Genomic DNA, 21,116 nt, shown 5'->3' on the forward strand with positions numbered 1-21,116 from the left:
AAGTCTGGCAAGCCGGCCGGCGGGCAGCGGGCGCGGAACCCGCGGCTCAAGGCTTGCGTTCGACCACCACGTAGGCGGCGGCCATGTCGGATTCGTCGGTAATGGAAACATGGGCCGCGCCGAAGCGCTGGACGTACCAGTCCAGCAGTTCGGGCGCGATCACCAGCACGGGCCGTCCGCCGGGCGCGTTCAGCGTCTGCACGCGCCGCCACGTCATGGGCATGCGCATGCCCAGCCCGATCGCCTTCGAAAACGCCTCTTTGGCGGCGAAGCGCGTCGCCAGGAAACGCAGGCCGCGCGCCGGATCACGGGCGCGGCGGGCATGGAACTTCTGCAGTTCCTCGGCGCCCAGGATCTTTTCGGCGAAGCGGTCGCCATGGCGCGCCAGCGCGCGCTCGATCCGGTCGATGCGCAGCAGGTCCATGCCGATGCCGGCGATGGCTCCCGCGGGCGGCGCGGCGCGAGGGATGTCAGACATGGCGCAGGCGGGCCTGCACCATCAGCGCCTTCATGTCGCGCACGGCCTTCTCCCAGCCGTCGAACACCGCCTGCGCCACGATGGCATGGCCGATATTGAGTTCGGAAATGCCGTCCAGCGCGGCCACCGGCGTGACGTTGCCGTAGTGCAGGCCGTGCCCGGCGTTCACGCGCAGGCCATGGCGCAGCCCTTCCGCCACCGCCAGGCGCAGGCGCTGCAGCTCGGCCTGGGCGGCCTCGCCTTCGGCTTCCGCGTAGGCGCCCGTGTGCAGTTCGATCACCGGCGCGCCAGCCTTGGCCGCCGCCGCGATCTGCACCGGGTCCGGGTCGATGAAGAGCGACACGCGGATGCCGGCTTCGGTAAGCAGGGCCACCGCGTCCGACACCGGCCCCATGGCGCCCGCGACCTCCAGGCCGCCCTCGGTCGTAAGCTCGGTGCGCTTTTCCGGCACCAGGCAGACGTCGCTGGGCTTGACCGCGCAGGCGATCTCGAGCATTTCCGGCGTGACCGCGCATTCGAGGTTCATGCGCGTGCGCAACTGCGGACGGATGGCGTAGACGTCCGCGTCCTGGATGTGGCGCCGGTCTTCGCGCAGATGCAGCGTGATCAGGTCGGCGCCGGCGTCTTCCGCGCGCAGCGCCGCGGCGACTGGATCCGGATAGGCCGTGTGGCGTTGTTGCCGCAGCGTGGCGACGTGATCGATGTTTACACCAAGTTCCATCATTGCACTTTCGTTGTTTCTTCCCAGCCGCCGCCCAGGGCCTTATAGAGTTCGACGCGGTTGATCAGCGCCGCCAGGCCGGTCTGGACCAGCGAGAGCTGGGCATTGAAAAAGTCCACCTGGGCGGTCTGCACCTGCAGGTAGCTGTCGATACCGTTGGTATAGCGCAGATTCGACAGTTCCAGCGTGCGCGCGGACGAATCCTGCAGCGCGCGCAGCGCGTCGAGCTGGGCCCCGTAGGTGGCTTCGCCCGCCAGCGCGTCCGACACTTCCCGGAACGCCTGCTGGATGGACTGTTCGTACTGCGCCACGGCGATATTGTCGCGCGCCTTGGCCAGGTTCAGCCCTTCGCGGATGCTGCCGCCGGCGAACAGCGGCGTCGTGATCGACGGCGAAAAGCTCCAGTACCCCTGGCCGCCCTTGAACAGGTCGCCCAACGAGGGGCTGGCCACGCCCAGGAGGCCGGTCAGCGAGATCGTCGGGAAGAACGCCGCGCGCGCCGCGCCGATATTGGCGTTGGCGGATTTGAGCTGGTTTTCGGCCGCCAGGATGTCCGGACGGCGTTCCAGCAGGTCGGACGGCAGGCCGGCAGGCACGGCGGCCAGCAGTTGGTCGCGGCCGAACGTCGCCGGCGCCGGCAGGTCCTGTGGCAGGGGTACGCCCACCAGCAGCACCAGGGCGTTCGTCGCCTGGGCCTGGGCGCGGGCCAGTTGCGCCAGGTCGGCCGAGGCCGTGTCCAGCAGCGTCTTGGCCTGGTTCAGGTCCAGTTCCGAAGCCACGCCGCCGTCGAAGCGGCGCTTGACCAGGTTATAGGATTCCTGGCGCGAGGCCAGGGTGCGCTGCGTCAGATCAAGCTGGACCTCGGCGGCGCGCAGGTTGAAATACGATTGCGCGACCGAGCCGACCAGCGTGATCTGCACGCTCTTTTGCGCCTGTTCCGTCGACAGGTACTGCTGGTACGCCGCCTCGGACAGGCTGCGCAGCCGGCCGAACAGGTCGATCTCGAACGTGGTCAGGCCGATGCCGGCCTGGTACGAACTGCTGATCGAGCCGGCGCCCGGCGTCCGCATGTCGGGGGGCAGGTGCTGGCGCTGGCCCTGGATGCCGGCGCCGATGCTGGGCCATTGCGCGCCGCGCTGGACACCGTACTGGGCGCGGGCCTCTTCCACGCGCTGCACCGCCACGCGCAGGTCGCGGTTGTTCGCCAGCGACAGTTCGATCAGGCTCTGCAGGCGCGGATCCCGGAAGAACTCGCGCCAGCCCAGGTCGGCCGCGGGCGTGCCGTCCTGCGGCATGACGCCGGTAGACGGCTGCATGCCCAGCGACGTCGGCTTGGCGTAGCCGCCATATTGCACCTTGGGCTGGTCGGGCCACAGGCCCGACACCGGCGCGTCGGGACGCTTGTAATCGGGCGCCAGCGAGCAGCCGGCCAACGCCACCGCCACAAAAGCGGACAAGGCGGTCTGTTTGAACTTCAGGGCTTTCATTCCTTGCCCTCCTGGCCACCGTTGGGTTGTGCGGGGGGTTGCGCGGCTTCCGGCGCCGTCTCTCCGGCGGCCTTCTTGGCGGCCTGTTCTTCCTCGAAGGCGCGCAGTTCGGCGCCCAGCAGGCGGGGCCGGGTCTTGAACAGCCCCAGCACCACCACGAAGAAGGTCGGCACGAAGATCACCGCGAACGGCGTGGCGGCCAGCATGCCGCCCAGCACGCCCAGGCCCACCGCCTTCTGGCTGGCGGCGCCCGCGCCGGTCGCCATCGCCAGCGGGACCACACCCAGGATGAACGCCAGCGACGTCATCAGGATGGGACGGAACCGCAGCCTCGCGGCTTCCACCGCGGACTCGTAAAGACCCATGCCGCGCGCGTACTGGTCCTTGGCGAATTCCACGATCAGGATGGCGTTCTTGGCCGCCAAGCCGATCACGGTCACCATGCCCACCTGGAAGTACACGTCGTTGGACATGCCCAGCGCGCTGATCAGCGCCACGGCGCCCAGCATGCCCAGCGGCACCACCAGCATCACCGAAATCGGGATGGCCCAGCTTTCGTACAGGGCGGCCAGCACCAGGAACACGACCAGCAGCGACAGGCCCATCAGGATGGGAGCCTGGTTGCCGGCCTGGCGTTCCTGGTAGGACAGGCCGTTCCATTCGTAGCCGAAGCCCTGGGGCAACTGCCCGACCAGGCGTTCCATCTCGGCCATCGCCTCGCCCGTGGTGTACCCCGCCGCCGCGTCGCCGCTGATGCGCATGGACTCGTAGCTGTTGTAGCGCACCACCTGCACCGGGCCCTGCTTCCACTCCGCCTTGACGAAGGTGGACAGCGGCACCATGCCGCCCTGGGCGTTGCGTGCGTTGAGCTGCAGCACGTCATTGAGCTGCATGCGGTACGGCGCGTCGGCCTGCACCCAGATGTTCTGCATCCGGCCCAGGTTGGGGAACTTGCTCAGGTAGGCGGAACCGACCGCCGTGGAAATCAGCGAGGCGGCCTCGTTGAAGTCCACGCCCAGCGCGGCCGCCTTGTCGCGGTCGATCGTCAGGCCAAGCTGGGCGCCCGGCCCGAGGCCGGTGATCCGCACCTGCGACAGCACCGGGCTCTTCATGACCAGGCCCATCAACTGGCCAGTGGCCGCCGCCAGGCCGGCGGAACCCGCCGAGCCGCGATCCTGCAGGCGGAAGTCGAAGCCGGTGGCGTTGCCCAGGGACGAAATGGCGGGCGGCACCAGGGTGAACACCTGCGCGTCATGGATGCCCATCAATTGCTTCTCGAAGGCCTGGAAGGCGATCGCGCCCGCGGAATCCTGACGCGCCTTGCGCTCGCTGAAGTCCTTCAGCGTGACGAACGCGATGGCGGCGTTCAGGCCGTTGCCGTTGAAGCTGTAGCCCTGCACGGCGATGACGTTCTCGACCGCCGAGACGCCCGAGAAATATTTCTCGACCTGCTCGATGACCTCGACCGTGCGGTTGGCGGTGGCGCCGGTGGGCAGTTCGATGTTGCTGACCACGTAGCCCTGGTCTTCCTCGGGCAGGAAGGACGAAGGCAGGCGCAGGTACAGCCAGCCCAGCAGGATCACCAGCACCAGGAAGGCCAGCATCATGCGGCCGCCCTTGTGCAGGATGCGCGACACCCAGTTCTGGTAGTTGTGGGTGGTGGCGTCGAACTTGCGGTTGAACCAGCCGAAGAAACCCTTCTTGTCCTCGTGGTGTCCCTTGGGCACCGGCTTGAGGATGGTGGCGCACAGCGCCGGAGTGAAGGTCAGCGCCAGCAGCGCGGAGAAGAAGATGGACACGGCCATCGCGATCGAGAACTGGCGATAGATCACGCCCACCGAACCGCTCATGAAGGCCAGGGGCAGGAACACCGTCACCAGCACCAGCGTGATGCCGATGATGGCGCCGCTGATCTGCGGCATGGCCTTCTTGGTGGCTTCCTTGGGCGGCAGGCCTTCCGTGGACATGATCCGCTCGACGTTCTCCACCACCACGATGGCGTCGTCCACCAGGATCCCGATGGCCAGCACCATGGCGAACATGGTCAGCACGTTGATGGAGAAGCCGAGCGCCAGCATCACCGCGAACGCCCCCAGCATGGCCACCGGCACCACCAGGGCCGGGATCAGGGTGTAGCGGACGTTCTGCAGGAACAGGTACATCACCAGGAACACCAGCACCATGGCTTCGACCAGGGTATGCACCACCTGCTCGATGGACACCTTCACGTAGGGCGCGGTGTCGTAGGGGATGGAATAGGTGATGTTGCCGGGGAAGTACTTGGACAGTTCCTCCATCTGCTGGCGCACGCCCTGCGCGGTGGCCAGCGCGTTCGCGTTCGGCGACAGCACGATGGCGAAGGCCGCCGTCGGCTTGCCGTTCAGGCGGGCGCCGAACTGGTAGTTGTCGGCGCCGACTTCGATGCGGGCGACGTCGCGCAGCAGCACCCTGGAGCCGTCGGTATTGGCGCGCAGGACGATCTTGCCGAAGCCCTCCACCGTGCTCAGTTGGCCGTTGGCCGTGACCGTGGCGGTGATGCGCTGCGAATCCGGGTTGGGCGGCGCGCCGATGCTGCCGCCGGAAATCACCACGTTCTGCTCGGCGATGGCCTGGTTGACCTGCGACATGCTCAGGTTGAAGCCCACCAGCTTGGCGGGATCGACCCAGACGCGCATGGCGCGCGGCGCCGCGAACAACTGGAACTGGCCCACGCCGGGCACGCGCGACACCGGGTTCTTGATGTTGCGGGTGATGTAGTCGGCCAGCGCGGTCTGGTCCAGCGACCCGTCGGTGGACGATACCGCCGCCACCATCAGGAAGCCGGTGCTGGTCTGCTCGTATTGCAGGCCCTGCTGCTGCACGGCGGTGGGCAACTGCGCAACCACGTTGGACACGCGGTTCTGCACGTCCACCTGCGCAAGGTCCGGGTTGGTGCCGGGCGCGAAGGTCGCGGTGATGGTCGAGGTGCCGTAGGAATCGCTGACCGACTCGTAGTAGATCAGGCCCTTGGCGCCGTTGAGCTGGTCCTCGATGATACTGGTGACCTGCTCGGCCACTTCGTTGGCCGAAGCGCCCGGGTAGGTGGCCGTGATCGTGATCGCGGGAGGCGCCACGTCCGGGTACTGCGAAATCGGCATGTTCGGGATCGCCAGCACCCCGGCCAGCAGGATGAACAGGGCGACTACCCAGGCGAAAATCGGTCTATCGATGAAAAATTGCGGCATGTGGGCTGACTCTGAAAGCGATGCTCACCAAAGAGGAACGCGGCGCTTGCGCCGCGTGCCGCTTAAGATTTCTGGCCTGCGGCCTTGTCCTGCTGCGCAGGCTCGGCCGGTTTGGCGCCGGGCTGAGGGGCGGATTCCGCCGGCTTGGCCCCCGGTTGCGCGGGAGCCTGGCCGCCCGGCGCGGGCGCGCCGTTCTTGTGCCACTCGCTGGCCTGCACCGGCGCGCCGGGACGGATCTTCTGGAACCCTTCCACCACGACCACGTCGCCGGCCTTCAAGCCGCTGGTGACCAGCCAATCGCTCTTGATGGCGCCGCCGGTGGTGACCGGGATCTGTTCGATCTTGTTGTCCTTGACCAGCATCAGGCTTTGCAGGCCGTCCGCGGTGCGCTGCAGCGCCTGCTGCGGCACCATCAGGGCCTTGTCGTCCACGCCCTGCTCCAGGCGCACGCGCACGTACATGCCGGGCAGCAGGATGCCGTCGGGGTTGGGGACTTCGGCGCGCAGGTTCACCTGGCCGGTGGACGGATCCACGGTGATGCCGGTGAACAGCAGCTTGCCGGGCTGGCCGTATTCGGAGCCGTCTTCCAGGACGATGGTGGCGCGCGCCGTGTCCTTGCCCACCTGCTGCAACTGGCCGCTGGCGAACGCGCGGCGCAGGGACGCCAGTTCCGCGGTGGACTGGGTGAAGTCCACGTAGATAGGGTCCAGTTGCTGCACGATGGCCATCTGCGTGGCGGACGCGGCTTCGACCAGCGCGCCCTCGGTGACCAGCGGCTTGCCGATGCGGCCCGTGATGGGCGAGGTGACGTCGGTGTAGCCCAGGTTGATCGCGGCGTTGTCCTGCGCGGCCTTGGCGGCGGCGACGGCGGCGTCCGCCTGGCGGTACGAGGCCACGGCGTTGTCGTATTCCTGCTTGCTGACGGCGTTGGCCTTGACCAGCGGCGCGTAGCGGTCGGCCAGCAGCTTGGCGCTGAACAGATTGGCCTGCGCCTGCTTGAGCTGCGCCGCCGCCTGATCGTAGGCGGCCTTGTAGGGCGCCGGGTCGATCTTGAAGAGCAGTTGGTTTTCCTTGACGTCGCCGCCCTGTTCGAAGGTGATCTTCTGCACGATGCCGGTGACCCGCGAGCGGATCTGGGCGTCGCGCACGGCGTCGACGCGGCCGGGTAGTTCGGAGACGATGGGGGCGCGCTGCGGCTGGATCGTGATGACGCTGACCTGGGGCATGCCTGGGTTCATTTGCGGTTTTTCACCGCAACCCGCCAATATCAGCGCGAGGACTCCACCGGAGAAAGCCAGCCCCGAAACACGTTTAGGCGAAAACCGCATTGAAACCCCCGCGTAAGCGTTGTAAACCGTGGTCGCGCAAGCAATCGCAGTATTTAACCGCGACTTTTCCCGCGATCAAAATAAATGCGTGCGTCATCAAGGCACGTGAATAGCCCGTTAATGTAACTCAGTTATTGGGGAAATCACTGACTTTTGCGGTTCCAAATCTCAGGCCGGGTCCGATTCTGGGCGCGGAATCGGCGGCCGGCGCGCCTCAGGTGCGCTTGCCGTTGCGGTGGATGTCGTGGGTCACGAAGCAGCTATCCTCCGTCGGGCGGGCCAGGATGTCCGGCTTGGCCAGGGTGTGGCGGATGTCGGCCAGCCCGGACTCCCAGTGTTCCCGCATGGCCTCGGTGCCGAATTCGTAGTCCTTGGAATAACGTTCCAGGTGCTTGGATTCGTAGATGAGGTTGACGATATTGGTGGCGGGCGTGTGGGACAGCCTGCGGATCTCCTCGAACTCGGCCGCGTTGCGGTCGGCTTCCGGCAGGCGTTCCAGGAGGCGCTGCAGGCCGTGCCGCAGCTTGAGCACGCGCCGCAACTGGTCGGTGACCAGGCGGGTGCGGCTGGAATACTGGATGTCCTTCTGCCGCTCGGCCACCTCTTCCAGGGAAGTCGGCAGGCCGCCGCGCGCCGGCCACAAATCCACCTGGAACGCTAGGGTGTCGCGCATACTGTCCGTGGTCAGCACCTGCGCCAGCGGGGTGTTGGACACGACGCCGCCGTCCCAGTAATGCTCGCCGTCGATTTCGATGGACGGGAAACCCGGCGGCAAGGCGCCCGAGGCCATGATGTGCTCGGGCCGCAGGGTGTGTTTCAGGCTGTCGAAATAGGCGAAGTTGCCGCTCCGCACGTTCACCACGCCGAAACTGGCCCGCACGGCCCCGCTGTTGAGGAGGTCGAAATCCACGTACTGCCGCAAGGTCTCGATCAGGGGCGTGGTGTCGTAGAAACTGGTGGAGGCCGCGCCCTTGCCATGCACCAGGTAGGGCGGAGGAAAGCGCGGCTTGAAAAAGCCCGGCTGCCCGGAGAACAGGGCCTGGAAGGCCGAGACCTGCCCGTTCAGGACCGGCGAGCCGAAACCGAACGGCAGGCCCGCGAACATATCCGCCATCGCGTCGCCCCAGGGCATGGAGGCAAACCCCGCCGGACGGCAGATGCTCTCCCAGAAGCCGCGCAGGCGGTCCACGCGCTCGTCCTCGGGCGAACCCGCGATGATGGCGGCGTTGATCGATCCGATGGAAATGCCCGAGATCCAGTTGGGCCGGATGCCCGCTTCGTGCAGGCCCTGGTAGACCCCGGCCTGGTAGGCTCCAAGCGCGCCGCCGCCCTGCAGCACCAGGGCGACGACTTCGTAGGACGGCGTATCGCCGGTGTCCGGGGACGGTGCCTTGCGGCGTGCACTCATGCGGCTTCCTTGCTAAGGCCTGTTGACACTACGGTTTGCTCTTGTCCGGCAACTGCGGGGCGGCGACGCCCGCGCGGAAAGGATACTTCGCGAAGATCTGCGCGACGGCCTTGTCCGTGCTGGCCGTGGAGCCGGCGGTTTCGGGGTTCTGGACTTCACCCACCGCCACGCCTTCCCACACCAACTGCTTGCGGCGCGCGTCGACGAGGTCGATGTTCAGGGTGCCCTCGGTGTATTGGTAGACGTCGTCGCCCCACCCGTAGCCGGGCCAGCCGCCGTAGAACCCGCTGCGGTAGCCGTAGTACGGCCCCATCGGCGGCGCGGGAGTGACCTGCGTCTTCTGTTGCAGCTTGGCGCCGAAGTTGACCAGCAGGTCGGGGTTGGTGGCGCTGTAGACGTAGCCGCGCATTTCCATCTGGCCGCGCGTGGCGGTCTTCAGGCGCTCGGTCAGCAAGGTGCTGTAGCCCGCCTTGTCCGTGCCCAGGGGCGACATGAATCCGAAACTGCGGTACTGGGCGAAGTCGGCCTGGTGATCGTAGTCGCCCTTCACTGTGGGGCCGGACGCGCAAGCCGCCAACAATCCCGTCATGGAACCCGCCGCCAGCCATTTCAACGCTTTCATGTCGTTATCTCCGTGAGCCAAGGCGTCAACATAGTGCCGCGAAGCCTGCAAAATATCAACAGAATCTCATTCTCAACATAGGGGCGCGGCGCCGCGCCGTCCTTCCGTCCATTACACTTTCCACTGTGCCATTCCCGGCCCAGACTACAGGCCCGATACCGATGTTGGAACTCGACGGCTCGATTTGGTTTCGTTCCGGCGCCCAGACCTGGGGCGGAAAAAACCGCATAGACCTCCTGTCGCAGATCGACGCCACCGGCTCGATCACGAACGCCGCGCGCGCCGTGGGCATGAGCTACAAGGGAGCCTGGGACGCCATCGACGCCATGAACAACCTGGCCGGCGAACCGCTGGTGGTCCGGGCGGCCGGCGGCAAGGGCGGCGGCGGCACGCAACTGACCGACCGCGCCCGCCGCCTGATCGCGACCTTCCGGGCGCTGGAGGCGGAACACCGCAAGTTCATGGAAAACCTGACCCGCGCCGGCCTGGATGCCAGCGGCGATATCGACCTCATGAGGCGTTTCATGCTCAAGACCAGCGCGCGCAACAAACTGCTGGGCACCGTCATCCAGATCCGCGAGGGAGCCGTCAATGACGAGATCGTGCTGCGCATCGCCGGCGGCCAGGCCATCACGGCCGTCATCACGCGCGAAAGCACCCAGGAACTGGGGCTGGCGATAGGCAAGGAGGCGATCGCGCTGGTCAAGGCGTCGTCGGTGATCGTCGGCGCGCCCGGGCCGGGCCTGCGCCTGTCCGCGCGCAATCAGCTACCCGGCAGGATCTCGGCCCTGCGCCCCGGCGCCGTGAACAGCGAGATCCGGATCGACCTGGAAGGCGGCGTCACGCTGGCGGCCATCGTCACGAACGAAAGCGCGAACGACCTCGGCCTGGACGTCGGCGCCGACGCCGTGGCGATCTTCAAGGCATCCAGCGTGATTCTCGGGGTGCTGGAGTAGGATGGGTGTAGCGCGCCAAGCCTTCGGCAAGAACGCCGACGCTGAACGCGCGCAACCCATCGGCCGGCGTAAGCCGGCATTTGCGCTTGCCAGGAAAACCGGCGGCTGGCGCCGCCTGATGGCCGTGATCCTCGACGTGTAGGATGGGTGCAGCGCGGCAAGCCTTCGGCAAGAACGCCGACGCTGAACGCGCGCAACCCATCGGCCGGCGCAAGCCGGCATTTGCGCTTGCCAGGAAAACCGGCGGCTGGCGCCGCCTGACGACCGTGATCCTCGACGTGTAGGATGGGTGCAGCGCGGCAAGCCTTCGGCAAGAACGCCGCCGCTGAACGCGCGTAACCCATCGGCCGGCGCAAGCCGGCATTTGCGCTTGCCAGGAAAACCGGCGGCTGGCGCCGCCTGATGGGTTACGCGCGTTCGATACTTGAGTTCTTGTTTGAGCACTCTCGCGCTGCACCCATCCTACACACCCACATCCGCGTCGTAGCGGCGCACCCTGCCCTCGCGCACCTCGAACACCTCGTCGGCCAGCGCGTCCACGTCGGCGGGATCGTGCGTGATCAGCACCATCGGCACGTCCAACTGCCGCTGCAGCGCGTTGAGCTCCGACCGCATCTTGCCCCGCAACTGCGCGTCCAGCGCCGAGAACGGCTCGTCCAGCAGCAGGATGTCCGGTTGCAGCATCAGCGCGCGCGCCAGGGCCACCCGCTGCTTCTGCCCGCCGGAGATCTCGCTTGGGTAGCTGCCCACGATGGAACGCAGTTCGAAGGCATCCACCCAGCGCTGCGCCTGCGGCCCGACCTCGCGCCGGGGCGGATTGAGCCAGCCGCGCCGCAAGCCGAACGCGATGTTCTGCGCCACCGTCAGGTGGGGAAACAGGGCATAGTCCTGGAACAGATAGGCGACGCGGCGCGACTGCGCGGGCAGGCAGATGCCGGCCTGGGAGTCGTACAGCACGCGACCATTGATTTCGATGCGGCCCGCATCCGGGCGCAGCAGGCCGGCCACCGCGCGCAGGGTCAGGCTCTTGCCCGCCCCGGACGGGCCGAACAGCGCGATGCGCTTGGCCGAGGAATCGAAGGCGACGTCCAGCGCGAAGCGGCGGTCGCCCGACACCATCTGCTTGCGCACCTGGATGCTCACGCTCATTGCAGGCCCCCGTCGCGCCGGCCGCCGCTGACGGGCACCAGCCGGCCGGCCAGCAGCAGGACCGCGATGCAGGTCACCGAGGTCACCAGCACCAGCATGTTGGCGGTGGCGTCCTCACCCGCCTGCACGGCTTCATAGATGGCCACCGACAGGGTCTGGGTGCGTCCCGGCAGGTTGCCGGCGATCATCAGCGTGGCGCCGAATTCGCCCAGCGCCCGCGCGAACGCGAGCAGCACGCCGGCGGCGATGCCGCGCGCGGCCAGCGGCAGGGTCACGCGGAAGAACACGCCCGCCTCGCAGACGCCCAGCACGCGCGCCGCGCTTTCCAGGTGGCCGTCGACGTTCTCGAAGGCGGCGCGGGCGGACTTGAACACCAGCGGAAACGCGACCACGGCCGCCGCGATCACCGCCCCCTGCCAGGTAAAGACCAGTTCGATGCCCCAGCTCGCCAGCGTTTCGCCGAGAATGCCGCGGCGGCCCAGCAGCACCAGTAGGTAATAGCCCAGCACGGTGGGCGGCAGCACCAGCGGCAAGGTGAGAATGGCGTCCAGCAGGTCGCGGCCCGGCCAGCGCCAGCGCGACAGGCCGTAGGCCGCGGCCGTGCCGCATACGGTGGCCAACAGCGTTGCCCAGCCTGCCACTTTCAGGGAAAGCAGCAGGGGCACCCAAACCGGATCAGTCATCGACGGCTACGATTCGGCAGGTGTCAGGGCTTCTGGAAACCGTAGCGCGACAGTATCGCCTGGCCGGCGGGGGACAGCACGTAGGCGACGAAGCTCTCGGCTTCCTTGGCGGCCGCCTCGCGCGTGGTCACGGCGATGGGATAGGTCACCGGCGTCTGCGACGGCACGCGCACGGCCACCTTGACCTTGTCGGCCATGATGGCCGCGTCGGTGGCGAACACGAACCCGGCGTCCACCTCGCCGCGCGCCACGTAGTCCAGGCTCTGGCGCACGTTCTGGGCCAGCACGCTCTTGGCCTGCACGGCGTCCCACAGGCCGGCGGCCTGCAAGGCGCCCTGCGTATAGCGTCCCACCGGCACCGACGCGGGATTGCCGTAGGCGATGCGCTTGACGTCCTCGCGCGTCAGGTCCTTCAGTTCGGTGATGTTCGCCTTGCTGTCCGCGGGAACGATCAGCACCACCTGGTTGGCGGCGAAGTCCACGCGGGACGCCGGCTTGACGGCCTTTTCCTCGACCGCCTTGTCCATGGCCTTCTGGTCGGCCGACGCGAAGACGTCGGCGGGCGCGCCCTTGACGATCTGCTGGAGCAGCACGTCCGAGGCGCCGAAGTTCAGGATCACCTTGGTGCCGGCGTGTTCTTTCTCGTAGCCCTGCGCCACTTCCTTGAACGCGTTGGTCAGGCTGGCGGCGGCCGACACCACCAGGTCGCCGGCGTGGGCGCCAGTCCCCCATGCGGCGGCCAGCGCCATGGACAGCGCCACGATCGTATGTTTGCGGAACATGATTTTCTCCCTGAGGAATCGCTATGTCGGTAACGAAATATATATAGGTATATAACGCCCGTCAATTTCACCGGGCGCGGGGCATTGAGCCAGATCAAGGAGTGGCGGCGGCCCTCAGCCGCGCGCCACCGTCGTGACGCTCACCGATTCGGGGGCCAGTTGCGCCCGCAGGTGCTCGAGCGCGAGTTCCGGCCTGGCCGCGCCGCACATGAAAATGTCCAGGGCCGCGTAGCGGTGTTCGGGCCAGGAATGGATACTGATGTGGGATTCGCTCAGCATGACCACGCCGGTGACGCCGGCGCCCGCGCCGAAATGGTGGAAATGGGCGCTCAGCACGCGCGCGCCCGCGGCCCGCGCCGCGTCGGTCAACTGGCGTTCCAGCGCCTGCGGATCCGTCAGCCGGTCCGCCCGCACGCCGCGGAAATCGGCCAGCACGTGGCGGCCGCGGGTGGCGTGCCCGGTCACTTGTGGGATCCGCCCGACGACCATCCCGAACTGCCCGAACTGCCGCCCCAGCTACCGCCGCCGCCGCTGGAGTAGCCGCCGCCGGAGGAACTGGCGCCGGTCGCGGCCAGCACGACCACCACGGCATAGATGGCATACAGGAGTTTGCCCATCGCGCTATTCGTCCTTGCCGGAAAGTTTGTCCGCCAGCGTGGCGGGGAACCAGAGGAACGCCATGCCGATCAGGATGGGGATGAAGCGTCCGCTGAAAATATTGCCCAGGTTCAGGAAGCCCAGCGCGATCATCGCCGTCCAGGCCCACTTGCGGTAGCCGCCGCCCGCGCCGCGCCGGGGCATGGCCTTCTGCCTGGCCAGCGCGGGGTCGCCGAACCATTCGGCCAGTTGCGCCGGCGCCACGGGACCGGAAGCCGACCAGCCCAGTTCGGTGTCGGTCAGCTCGCGGGTGAGCTTCAGGTCGCCGGCCTGGTAGTCCGTGATCCGGGTGGTGTCGCCGGCCGTCACCCGCCAATTGAAGGCGCCCAGCGCCAGCTCGACGCGCGAGGTGTAGTCGTACAGCTTGCTGTACAGCCGGGAGCGCCAGCGCACGCTGGTCGCGTTGTTGTGGCTGGGCCAGGTGTCGCAGACCTGCGCGCGCTCCCAGCCCTCGTCCGTCTCCACCAGCCAGATGAAGCCCTTGGCCGGATTGAACAGCAGGTACTCGATCCAGTCCGAAGGGTCCTCGGGATCCGGGTCGGCGCATTTCATCAGGCCGATGAGGGTATAGGCGTTGCCGTCGATCGTGGCCTGCGCCCCCAGCGCCAGCGTGGTCTTGATCGCCTGGACCTTGCGGGCCTTTTCGATGACCTCGGCGGCGGGCCCCGAGCAATCGACCGCCGCGGCGCAGGACGGGCAGACCACCTGCGTGGCCAGGGCGGCCACGAAGCTTATCGGGCCGCCGCAATTCGGGCAGGCCAGCGCCTTGATCTGGCCGCGGAAGCGGCCGGCGGTCTCCTCGACCTGCTCCCGGCTGCGCAGCGAAGCCGCCTGCATGGCGGACAGCTCGAACGCCTTGCCGATGTACAGCTCGGGTTCAGGCCCGTCGGAGTAATCCAGCGTCAGGAACGCGTCCAGGCTGCGGAAGTCCGCCACCTTCGCCTGCCAGCCCTCGCCCGGCACGAAGGGCAGCTCGCCTTGCGCCCCGCCCGCCTTGCAGGCCCGCAGGTCGGCGGCCGTGAAGCGCTGGCCGTCCAGCTTCAGTTCGTCGCCCGGCGCGATGTCCCTGAACGCCGGCATGCCCTGCGCGTCCTTCACCTTGCGCCGCCGGGTCACGGCGTACTGGCCCGACGCGTCCGACAGCCAGCCGTCGGAGCCGTCCTCGAACCACAGGTACCACTCGTTCCAGAAGCCTTCCGCGTAGCGCAACTGGATGCGGCCGATCACGTCGAAGCGCTTGCCCTCGTATTTGCCCGCCGCGCCCAGGCACAGGGGCGAATAGTCTTCCAGGACGTCGGCCATTTCGCCGATGCGCCGGACCGACTCCGCGTCCTTGAGCAAGGTGCTGCGGCAGGCGCCGCAGACCGCCATCACGGAAGCCGTGGACGTGAACTTGACCGGAGCGCCGCACTGCGGGCACAGAACCTGTTGCATTAGGCGCTAGCTGGTGAGTTTCTTCAGCACTTCGGCCTTGGCCGAATCGTAGTCGGCGGCCGTGATCAGCCCTTTGTCCAGCAAGTCCTTGAGCTGCTGCAGCCGCTGCACCGGGTCCGCGCCCGCGGCGGCGGGTTGGGCGGGTTGCTGGCCGGCCTGGCCCTGGGCCGCGCCCAGCCCCTGCGCCATGGTCTGGCCCAGCGCGGCGCCCGCCGCCAGGCCGGCGCCGATGCCGGCGATGCCGCCTTCGTTCTGCGCGGCCAGCGGGATCGAAGTCGCGGTCTGGTACTGGGTGAACTTGCCCAGGTCGCCGGCCATGCCCATCGAGATCCGCGTGTCCAGCGCCTTTTGCAGTTCCTCCGGCAGCGAGACGTTTTCCACCGTGAAGTTGTCCAGCCTGACGCCGTAGCGGTCGAACACCGGCGCGAGCTGCTCGCCGATGCTTTGCGACATCAGCCCCTGGTTGCCGGCGATGTCGAGGAACGGCACCTTGGAGCCGCCCAGCGCCGTGGTCATGGCCGCGACCACCATGTTGCGCAGTTGCGCCTCCAGGTCGTCGACGGTGTACTCGTCGCGAGTGCCGCTGATTTCGCGGTAGAACTTGCCCGGATCGGAGATCTGGTACGAATACACGCCGAAGGCGCGCAGGCGCACCATGCCGAATTCGCTGTCGCGCAGCGTGACCGGTTGCGCCGTGCCCCAGCGCCGGCCCAGTTGCAGGCGCGTGCTGAAGAAGATCACGTCCGACTTGAAGGGCGACTCGAAGAGCTTGTCCCAGTTCTTCAGGTAGGTCAGGATCGGCAGGGTCTGCGTCGTCAGCTTGTACATGCCGGGGCCGAACACGTCGGCCACCTTGCCTTCGTTGACGAACACCGCCATCTGCGATTCGCGCACGGTCAGGCTGGCGCCGTACTGGATTTCGAAGTCCTGCATCGGATGGCGCCAGGCGAGCACGCCGTCGCGGTCCTCGTTCCATTGCAGGATGTCGATGAACTGCTTGCGGATGAATGAACCGAGACTCATGGAAAGTCCTCCTGTCGGATCGGAGTCGGCGCGCCTGCGGCGGTCAGGTCAGGCAGGCGGCGTTGACGATGCCGGCGGCGATCGAAATCGAGCCGATCAGCCCGCCCATGGCGATGTTGTTTTCCTCGATGGCGTCGTCCATGCCGCGGATGGCCTGCGCCACCGCCACGTACACGACGATCTGGACCAGCATGGCCGCGGCGCCCCAGACCAGGAACATGACGAAGCTGGCATGCACGGCGATGCTGGAACACAGGGTGAAGCTGAAGCCCACCAGCGCGCCGCCATAGGACAGCACGGCGGCGATATTGCCTTCGCGGATGAGTTCGAATTCCTTGTAGCGCGTGACGGCGGTGTAGACGAGGGTGAAGACGCCCAGCATGGCGAGCGCCGACGCCATATAGATCAGATAGGTCACCGCCGGATGCATCGCTTCTCCCATTGCCAGCCTCCCAATTGCGCGCAGTATATACGCCGGCTTCGATATACTGCGAACGCATTTTCCGTGTCGGACACCCCATGCGCGACCGCGTTCTCATCCTCTCGGTATTGATCGTCGCCTCCTGCGGTTTGGGCTATGAGCTCATCAGCAGCGCGCTCGCCAGCTATTTGCTTGGGGATTCCATCCTCCAGTTCTCTTCCGTCATCGGCTGCTATCTGTTCGCCATGGGCATCGGCTCATGGTTGTCAAAATATGTAAAAGACGAAGACGTTTTGAATCGATTTATCGACGTCGAGCTGCTGGTCGCGCTGCTGGGCGGCGTGTCCGCCGCGGTGCTGTTCCTGGTCTTCGCGTGGCTGTCCGCCCCGTTCCGCGCCGCGCTGTACGTCGGCGTCTTCGTCATCGGCCTGATGGTCGGCATGGAGATCCCGCTGGTGATGCGCGTGTTCAACCAGCGCAAGACCGAGTTCCGCGAAATCGTCAGCCGCGTGCTGACCTTCGACTACCTGGGCGCGCTGGCCGTATCGCTGGTGTTCCCCTTGCTGCTCGCCCCCAAGCTGGGGCTGCTGCGCACCAGCTTCCTGTTCGGCATCCTGAACGCCAGCGTGGCGCTGTGGACCACCTGGCTGTTCCGCGCCGAAGTCCGCCGGCCCGGCGAACGGGCCGCGCGCGCCGGCATCGTGATCGGGCTGCTCGGGCTGGGCTTTCTGTATTCGGGCAGCATGACGGCGTGGGCCGAGAAAGGGCTGTACGGCGACGAGGTGATGCACGCGGAAACCACGCCGTACCAGCGCCTGGTCGTCACCCGCTGGCACGACGACCTGCGCCTGTACATCAACGGCAACCTGCAATTCTCGTCGCGCGACGAACACCGCTACCACGAGTCGCTGGTGCACCCGGGCCTGCAGGCCCTGCCCTGGGCGCGCAACGTGCTGGTGCTGGGCGGCGGCGACGGACTGGCCGTGCGCGAAATCCTCAAGTACAGGCATATCGAGCGCGTGACGCTGGTGGACCTGGACCCCGCCATGACGGGCCTGTTCTCGCGCTCCGAACCGCTGACCCGGCTGAACCAGGGTTCGCTGAAGGATCCGCGCGTCACGGTCATCAACGACGACGCGGGCCGCTGGCTGGAAACCCACGCCGAGGTCTACGACTTCATCGTGGTGGACTTCCCCGATCCGTCGAACTTCGGCCTGGGCCGCCTGTACTCGGTGCCCGTCTACCACCTGATGGCGCGCCACCTGGCGGAAAACGGCTACCTGGTCGTCCAGTCCACCTCGCCCTATTTCGCGCCGCGTTCGTTCTGGAGCGTGGACGCCACCCTGAAGGAGGCCGGCCTGAACACCTGGCCGTACCACGCCTACGTGCCCTCCTTCGGCGACTGGGGCTTCATCCTGGCCGGCAAGCGCAAGGACTACGCGCCGCCGGAAAAAATCACGGTGGCCACGCGCTACCTGGATCCCGCCACGACGCGCGAGCTGTTCCATTTCCCGGCCGACATGCCGGCCCTCGCGATGCCGCCCAACCGCTTGAATGAACAGTCGCTCGTGCGCTACTTCGACGAGGACTGGCGCCAGGTCATCCGCTGATGCGCCGCCGCAGCTTCCTGCTGGGCGCGGCCACGGCCGCGGCCGCCGGCGCCGCCGGCTACTGGCGGTCGCGCATCGTCGAGACGGCGCCCGACGTCGATTACCCCGGCATGCAGGCCGGCCACGCGCTGCGCGACGGCGCGTCCTGGCCGCAACCGACGGAGAGCCGCCGGCACGGCGTGGCGATCCTGGGGTCCGGCGTCGCGGGCCTGTCCTGCGCGTGGAAGCTGGCGCGCGAAGGCTACACGGACTTCATCGTGGTGCAGGGCCCCGAGTTCGCCGGCAACGCGGCCGCCGGGCGGCGCGGCGGCCTGGACTATCCGCGGGGCGCGCACTACCTGCCGCTGCCGTCGCTGGCGTCCTCGCACGTGCGCGAGATGCTGGCCGACTTCGGCATCATCGAGCGCGGCGCGGGCGAGGTCCGGCCCTACTACGACGAGGCCGCGCTGGCGCACTCGCCGCAGGAGCGGCTGCTGCGCGGCGGCCGCTGGGAAGACGGCCTGCTGCCCATGGCCGGCCTGCCCGAGACGGAACTGGCGCAGCACCGGCGCTTTCTCGCCCGGGTCGAACGCCTGCGCGCCGAAACCGGCCGCGACGGCCGCAAGGTCTTCAGCATTCCGCTCGCGCTGTCATCGCGCGACCCGGCCTGGCGCGCGCTGGACGCCATCACGTTCAAGCAATGGCTGGACCGCGAAGGCTATTCCTCCGCGGCGCTGCACTGGTATCTGGACTACTGCTGCCGCGACGACTACGGCGCGCGGTACGACGCGGTGTCGGCCTGGGCCGGCCTGCACTATTTCGCCAGCCGCGACGGGCACGCCGCCAATGCGGGCGAAGGCGCGGTGCTGACCTGGCCCGGCGGCCTGTCCGTGCTGGCGGACCGCATGCGCGATGCCATCACGCGCAAGCTCGGCCATGACGGCTGGCTGGCCGCCGGCACCGCCGTGCGCGTCCAGGACACGGCCGCCGGCCCGCTGGTCACCTGCCTCGCGCCCGGCCCCGCGCCCGGCGCCTACACCGTGCAGACCCGCCGCACGGTGTGCGCGATGCCGCTGTTCGTGGCCCAGCGCATCCTGCCCGACATCCGCGCCTACGGCTACGATCCGGCCGCGCACGCATCCTCGCGCGCGGCCTGGATGGTGTCGAACTTCGTCATGGACGGCTACCCCGCGGAAGCCCCGGGCGAGCCGCTGTCCTGGGACAACGTGGTCTACGACGGGAAGGCGCTGGGCTACGTCGTGTCCACGCACCAGTTGCTGCGCGTGGCCCCCTCGCCGCGCAGCGTCTTCACCGCCTATCACGCGCTCAGCGGACAGACGCCGCGGGCCGCGCGCGAATGGCTGGCCGCCGCCAGTCCGGAAGCCTTGCGCGAGGAAGCCGCGGCCGACCTGGTCGCCGCTTACGGCAGGGAATTCTGGCGGCACGCGCGGGCGCTGGAGATCACCGTGCGCGGCCACGCCATGGCCTCGCCGCTGTGCGGCTATCTGTCCAACCCGGGCCTGGCGGCGCTGCGCGAGGTGGACGGCCCCGTGCTGTTCGCGCATGCGGACCTGTCCGGCTATTCCGTGTTCGAGGAAGCCGCGTGGTGGGGCGTCGTGGCGGCGGGCAGGATCCTCGGCCAGCCGCCTCCCCAGGCCTGATCCCGGCGCGCGGTCCGCTGCAATACAATTCGCCGTCCCGCCGGCGGCACGGCGGCTTTGGTCGGAACTCGGGTGGAAGCCTATGGGAAAGCAGGTCATCGTCCTCGGCGCGGGCATCGTGGGAGTGTGCTGCGCGCTTGAGCTGTTGCGCCGGGACATGTCGGTCACCTTGGTAGACCGGCAGGAACCCGGGCGCGAAACCTCGCTGGGCAACGCCGGCGTGATCGCCCGCAGTTCGCTCATGCCCTTCAACCACCCCGGCCTGTGGGCGCAGTTGCCTCGGCTCCTGAAAAACGACACCGTCCAGTTCCGATACCGCTGGCGATACCTGGCGAAGAACCTGGGCTGGGCGGCGCGCTTCCTTCTGAACGCCCGGCCCCCGGTCTTCCAGGAGACCGTGGCGGCGCTGGACGGCCTGATCCGCCTGTCCGCGCCCGAGCACCTGCGCCTGCTGGCCGAGTCCGGCGCCTCGCGCCGGCTGCGCGACACGGGCTGGATGCTGCTGTACCGGTCGGAACAGGCCTGGAACGGCAGCGAACTGGCGCGCCGGACGTATGCGCGGCACCAGGTCCCGACCCAGGCCCTGAACGCCGCCGAACTGGCCGAACTCGAACCCGCCCTGGCGCCGATCTTCCCCCGGGCCCTGTGGATCCAGGGCTCGTATTCCGTCGACGATCCGCACGAAGTGGCCGCCGCCTATGCCGCCCTGTTCCGCCGCCAGGGCGGCGCGTTCACGCGCATGGCGGCAAGCGCCATCCGCCGCGACGGGCAGCGCTGGACGGTCCAGGGCGGACAGGGATCCGCGGCGCTGTCGGCGGACCGGCTGGTCGTGGCCCTGGGGCCCTGGTCGAAGGAACTGCTGAAGACGGCCGGCATCGACCTGCCCATGGCCTTCGAGCGGGGCTATCACATGCATTACAGCGGACGCGAGGGCGCGGGCCTGTCGCGCCCCGTCCACGACACCGGCGGCGGCTACGTGCTGTCGCCCATGGCGCGCGGCCTGCGCCTGACCACCGGCGTGGAACTGGATGACTGCGACGCGCCGGCCCGTCCGGAACAACTCGACCTGGCCGAGGCCCGCGCCCGCGAGGCCTTTCCCCTGGACCGGCGCCTGGACCCGGAGGCCTGGCTGGGCCGGCGCCCGACGCTGCCCGACAGCCGCCCGATGATCGGCCAGGCGCCGCGCCATCCCGGCCTGTGGCTGGCGCTGGGCCACCAGCACATCGGATTCAGCACCGCGCCGGGCACGGCCAGGATCCTGGGCGAACTCATGTGCGAGGAAGGCGGCGCGGCGCGCCACGCGGCGTTCCGGCCGGGGCGGTATCTTTGAAGATGCTGGCCCGTAAAGACAGTGTCTGACACCCGTACGAGATAATTTTGTGCGAGGTGTCTGACACCCGTACGAGATGACCGTCCGGCTGAAGCCGGACTTCCCGGGTGTCTGACACCGGCAAAAGAACGCAATACTCCGGGTGTCAGACACCCGGGAAGCA

The 21,116-nt window shown here is 68.0% G+C and carries 21 protein-coding genes; 6 read left to right on the forward strand and 15 right to left on the reverse strand.

Annotated features, from left to right (window positions below):
- Nucleotides 1–46 precede the first annotated feature (46 nt).
- From acpS to WHX56_RS24680, 7 genes are all read right to left on the reverse strand, one after another.
- Nucleotides 47–478: a holo-ACP synthase gene (gene acpS, locus WHX56_RS24650; protein WP_129239909.1), complete on the reverse strand. Its 432-nt coding sequence runs from the start codon at nucleotides 476–478 to the stop codon at nucleotides 47–49.
- Nucleotides 471–1,202 (reverse strand): pyridoxine 5'-phosphate synthase, encoded by a 732-nt coding sequence (gene pdxJ / locus WHX56_RS24655; RefSeq protein ID WP_338879254.1) that lies wholly within the window; start codon nucleotides 1,200–1,202, stop codon nucleotides 471–473. The genes acpS and pdxJ overlap by 8 nt, the downstream gene beginning before the upstream one ends.
- Nucleotides 1,199–2,686 (reverse strand): efflux transporter outer membrane subunit, encoded by a 1,488-nt coding sequence (locus WHX56_RS24660; protein WP_129239907.1) that lies wholly within the window; start codon nucleotides 2,684–2,686, stop codon nucleotides 1,199–1,201. Before WHX56_RS24660 ends, pdxJ begins: the two co-directional genes overlap by 4 nt.
- Entirely contained in the window at nucleotides 2,683–5,910 is a 3,228-nt protein-coding gene (locus WHX56_RS24665; RefSeq protein ID WP_338879255.1) for an efflux RND transporter permease subunit, read from the reverse strand. The genes WHX56_RS24660 and WHX56_RS24665 overlap by 4 nt, the downstream gene beginning before the upstream one ends.
- Nucleotides 5,911–5,972: 62 nt before the next feature.
- Complete coding sequence (locus WHX56_RS24670; RefSeq protein WP_338879256.1) at nucleotides 5,973–7,238, reverse strand: efflux RND transporter periplasmic adaptor subunit; 1,266 nt, start codon at nucleotides 7,236–7,238, stop codon at nucleotides 5,973–5,975.
- Nucleotides 7,239–7,452: 214 nt separating this feature from the next.
- Nucleotides 7,453–8,646 (reverse strand): DUF3734 domain-containing protein, encoded by a 1,194-nt coding sequence (locus WHX56_RS24675; protein WP_129239904.1) that lies wholly within the window; start codon nucleotides 8,644–8,646, stop codon nucleotides 7,453–7,455.
- A 28-nt stretch (nucleotides 8,647–8,674) separates the two neighbouring features.
- Nucleotides 8,675–9,268 (reverse strand): DUF4136 domain-containing protein, encoded by a 594-nt coding sequence (locus WHX56_RS24680; RefSeq protein ID WP_338879257.1) that lies wholly within the window; start codon nucleotides 9,266–9,268, stop codon nucleotides 8,675–8,677.
- 161 nt (nucleotides 9,269–9,429) lie between these two features.
- On the opposite strand from WHX56_RS24680, the gene WHX56_RS24685 reads away from it, so the two are divergent.
- From WHX56_RS24685 to WHX56_RS24695, 3 genes are read left to right on the forward strand one after another with little or no spacing between them, the layout of a single operon-like run.
- A complete protein-coding gene (locus WHX56_RS24685; protein ID WP_129239902.1) occupies nucleotides 9,430–10,224 on the forward strand; it encodes a TOBE domain-containing protein in 795 nt (264 codons plus the stop codon).
- A gap of 1 nt (nucleotide 10,225) precedes the next feature.
- The gene (locus WHX56_RS24690; RefSeq protein WP_338879258.1) at nucleotides 10,226–10,366 is read left to right on the forward strand and encodes a hypothetical protein; all 141 of its coding nucleotides are present in this window, start codon (nucleotides 10,226–10,228) and stop codon (nucleotides 10,364–10,366) included.
- A gap of 1 nt (nucleotide 10,367) precedes the next feature.
- A complete protein-coding gene (locus WHX56_RS24695) occupies nucleotides 10,368–10,508 on the forward strand; it encodes a hypothetical protein (protein WP_338879259.1) in 141 nt (46 codons plus the stop codon).
- 178 nt (nucleotides 10,509–10,686) lie between these two features.
- On the opposite strand, the gene WHX56_RS24700 is transcribed toward WHX56_RS24695, so the two are convergent.
- From WHX56_RS24700 to WHX56_RS24735, 8 genes are all read right to left on the reverse strand, one after another.
- Complete coding sequence (locus WHX56_RS24700; protein WP_338879260.1) at nucleotides 10,687–11,373, reverse strand: ATP-binding cassette domain-containing protein; 687 nt, start codon at nucleotides 11,371–11,373, stop codon at nucleotides 10,687–10,689.
- Complete coding sequence (gene modB / locus WHX56_RS24705; protein ID WP_129239900.1) at nucleotides 11,370–12,056, reverse strand: molybdate ABC transporter permease subunit; 687 nt, start codon at nucleotides 12,054–12,056, stop codon at nucleotides 11,370–11,372. The genes WHX56_RS24700 and modB overlap by 4 nt, the downstream gene beginning before the upstream one ends.
- A gap of 23 nt (nucleotides 12,057–12,079) precedes the next feature.
- Complete coding sequence (gene modA / locus WHX56_RS24710) at nucleotides 12,080–12,838, reverse strand: molybdate ABC transporter substrate-binding protein (RefSeq protein ID WP_129239899.1); 759 nt, start codon at nucleotides 12,836–12,838, stop codon at nucleotides 12,080–12,082.
- A 114-nt stretch (nucleotides 12,839–12,952) separates the two neighbouring features.
- Nucleotides 12,953–13,303 carry an adenosylmethionine decarboxylase gene (speD, locus tag WHX56_RS24715; RefSeq protein ID WP_129239898.1) on the reverse strand — a complete coding sequence of 117 codons (351 nt, stop codon included), beginning with the start codon at nucleotides 13,301–13,303 and terminating at the stop codon, nucleotides 12,953–12,955.
- Entirely contained in the window at nucleotides 13,300–13,455 is a 156-nt protein-coding gene (locus tag WHX56_RS24720) for a hypothetical protein (RefSeq protein WP_165360107.1), read from the reverse strand. Before WHX56_RS24720 ends, speD begins: the two co-directional genes overlap by 4 nt.
- A 4-nt stretch (nucleotides 13,456–13,459) precedes the next feature.
- Complete coding sequence (locus tag WHX56_RS24725) at nucleotides 13,460–14,929, reverse strand: DUF4178 domain-containing protein (RefSeq protein ID WP_338879261.1); 1,470 nt, start codon at nucleotides 14,927–14,929, stop codon at nucleotides 13,460–13,462.
- A 6-nt stretch (nucleotides 14,930–14,935) separates the two neighbouring features.
- A complete protein-coding gene (locus WHX56_RS24730; RefSeq protein WP_338879262.1) occupies nucleotides 14,936–15,952 on the reverse strand; it encodes an SPFH domain-containing protein in 1,017 nt (338 codons plus the stop codon).
- A 43-nt stretch (nucleotides 15,953–15,995) separates the two neighbouring features.
- Nucleotides 15,996–16,382: a DUF350 domain-containing protein gene (locus WHX56_RS24735; protein ID WP_129239995.1), complete on the reverse strand. Its 387-nt coding sequence runs from the start codon at nucleotides 16,380–16,382 to the stop codon at nucleotides 15,996–15,998.
- 89 nt (nucleotides 16,383–16,471) lie between these two features.
- Here WHX56_RS24735 and WHX56_RS24740 point away from each other — a divergent pair, with 89 nt between their 5' ends.
- The 3 genes from WHX56_RS24740 to WHX56_RS24750 all read left to right on the forward strand — a co-directional run bounded on the left by WHX56_RS24740 (nucleotide 16,472) and on the right by WHX56_RS24750 (nucleotide 20,953).
- Complete coding sequence (locus WHX56_RS24740) at nucleotides 16,472–17,983, forward strand: polyamine aminopropyltransferase (RefSeq protein WP_287751836.1); 1,512 nt, start codon at nucleotides 16,472–16,474, stop codon at nucleotides 17,981–17,983.
- A complete protein-coding gene (locus tag WHX56_RS24745) occupies nucleotides 17,983–19,623 on the forward strand; it encodes an FAD-dependent oxidoreductase (RefSeq protein WP_338879263.1) in 1,641 nt (546 codons plus the stop codon). Before WHX56_RS24740 ends, WHX56_RS24745 begins: the two co-directional genes overlap by 1 nt.
- An 82-nt stretch (nucleotides 19,624–19,705) precedes the next feature.
- Complete coding sequence (locus WHX56_RS24750) at nucleotides 19,706–20,953, forward strand: FAD-dependent oxidoreductase (RefSeq protein ID WP_338879264.1); 1,248 nt, start codon at nucleotides 19,706–19,708, stop codon at nucleotides 20,951–20,953.
- Nucleotides 20,954–21,116 lie beyond the last annotated feature (163 nt).

The sequence above is a fragment of the Achromobacter veterisilvae genome, from assembly GCF_037619525.1.
Taxonomy (GTDB): domain Bacteria; phylum Pseudomonadota; class Gammaproteobacteria; order Burkholderiales; family Burkholderiaceae_B; genus Achromobacter; species Achromobacter veterisilvae.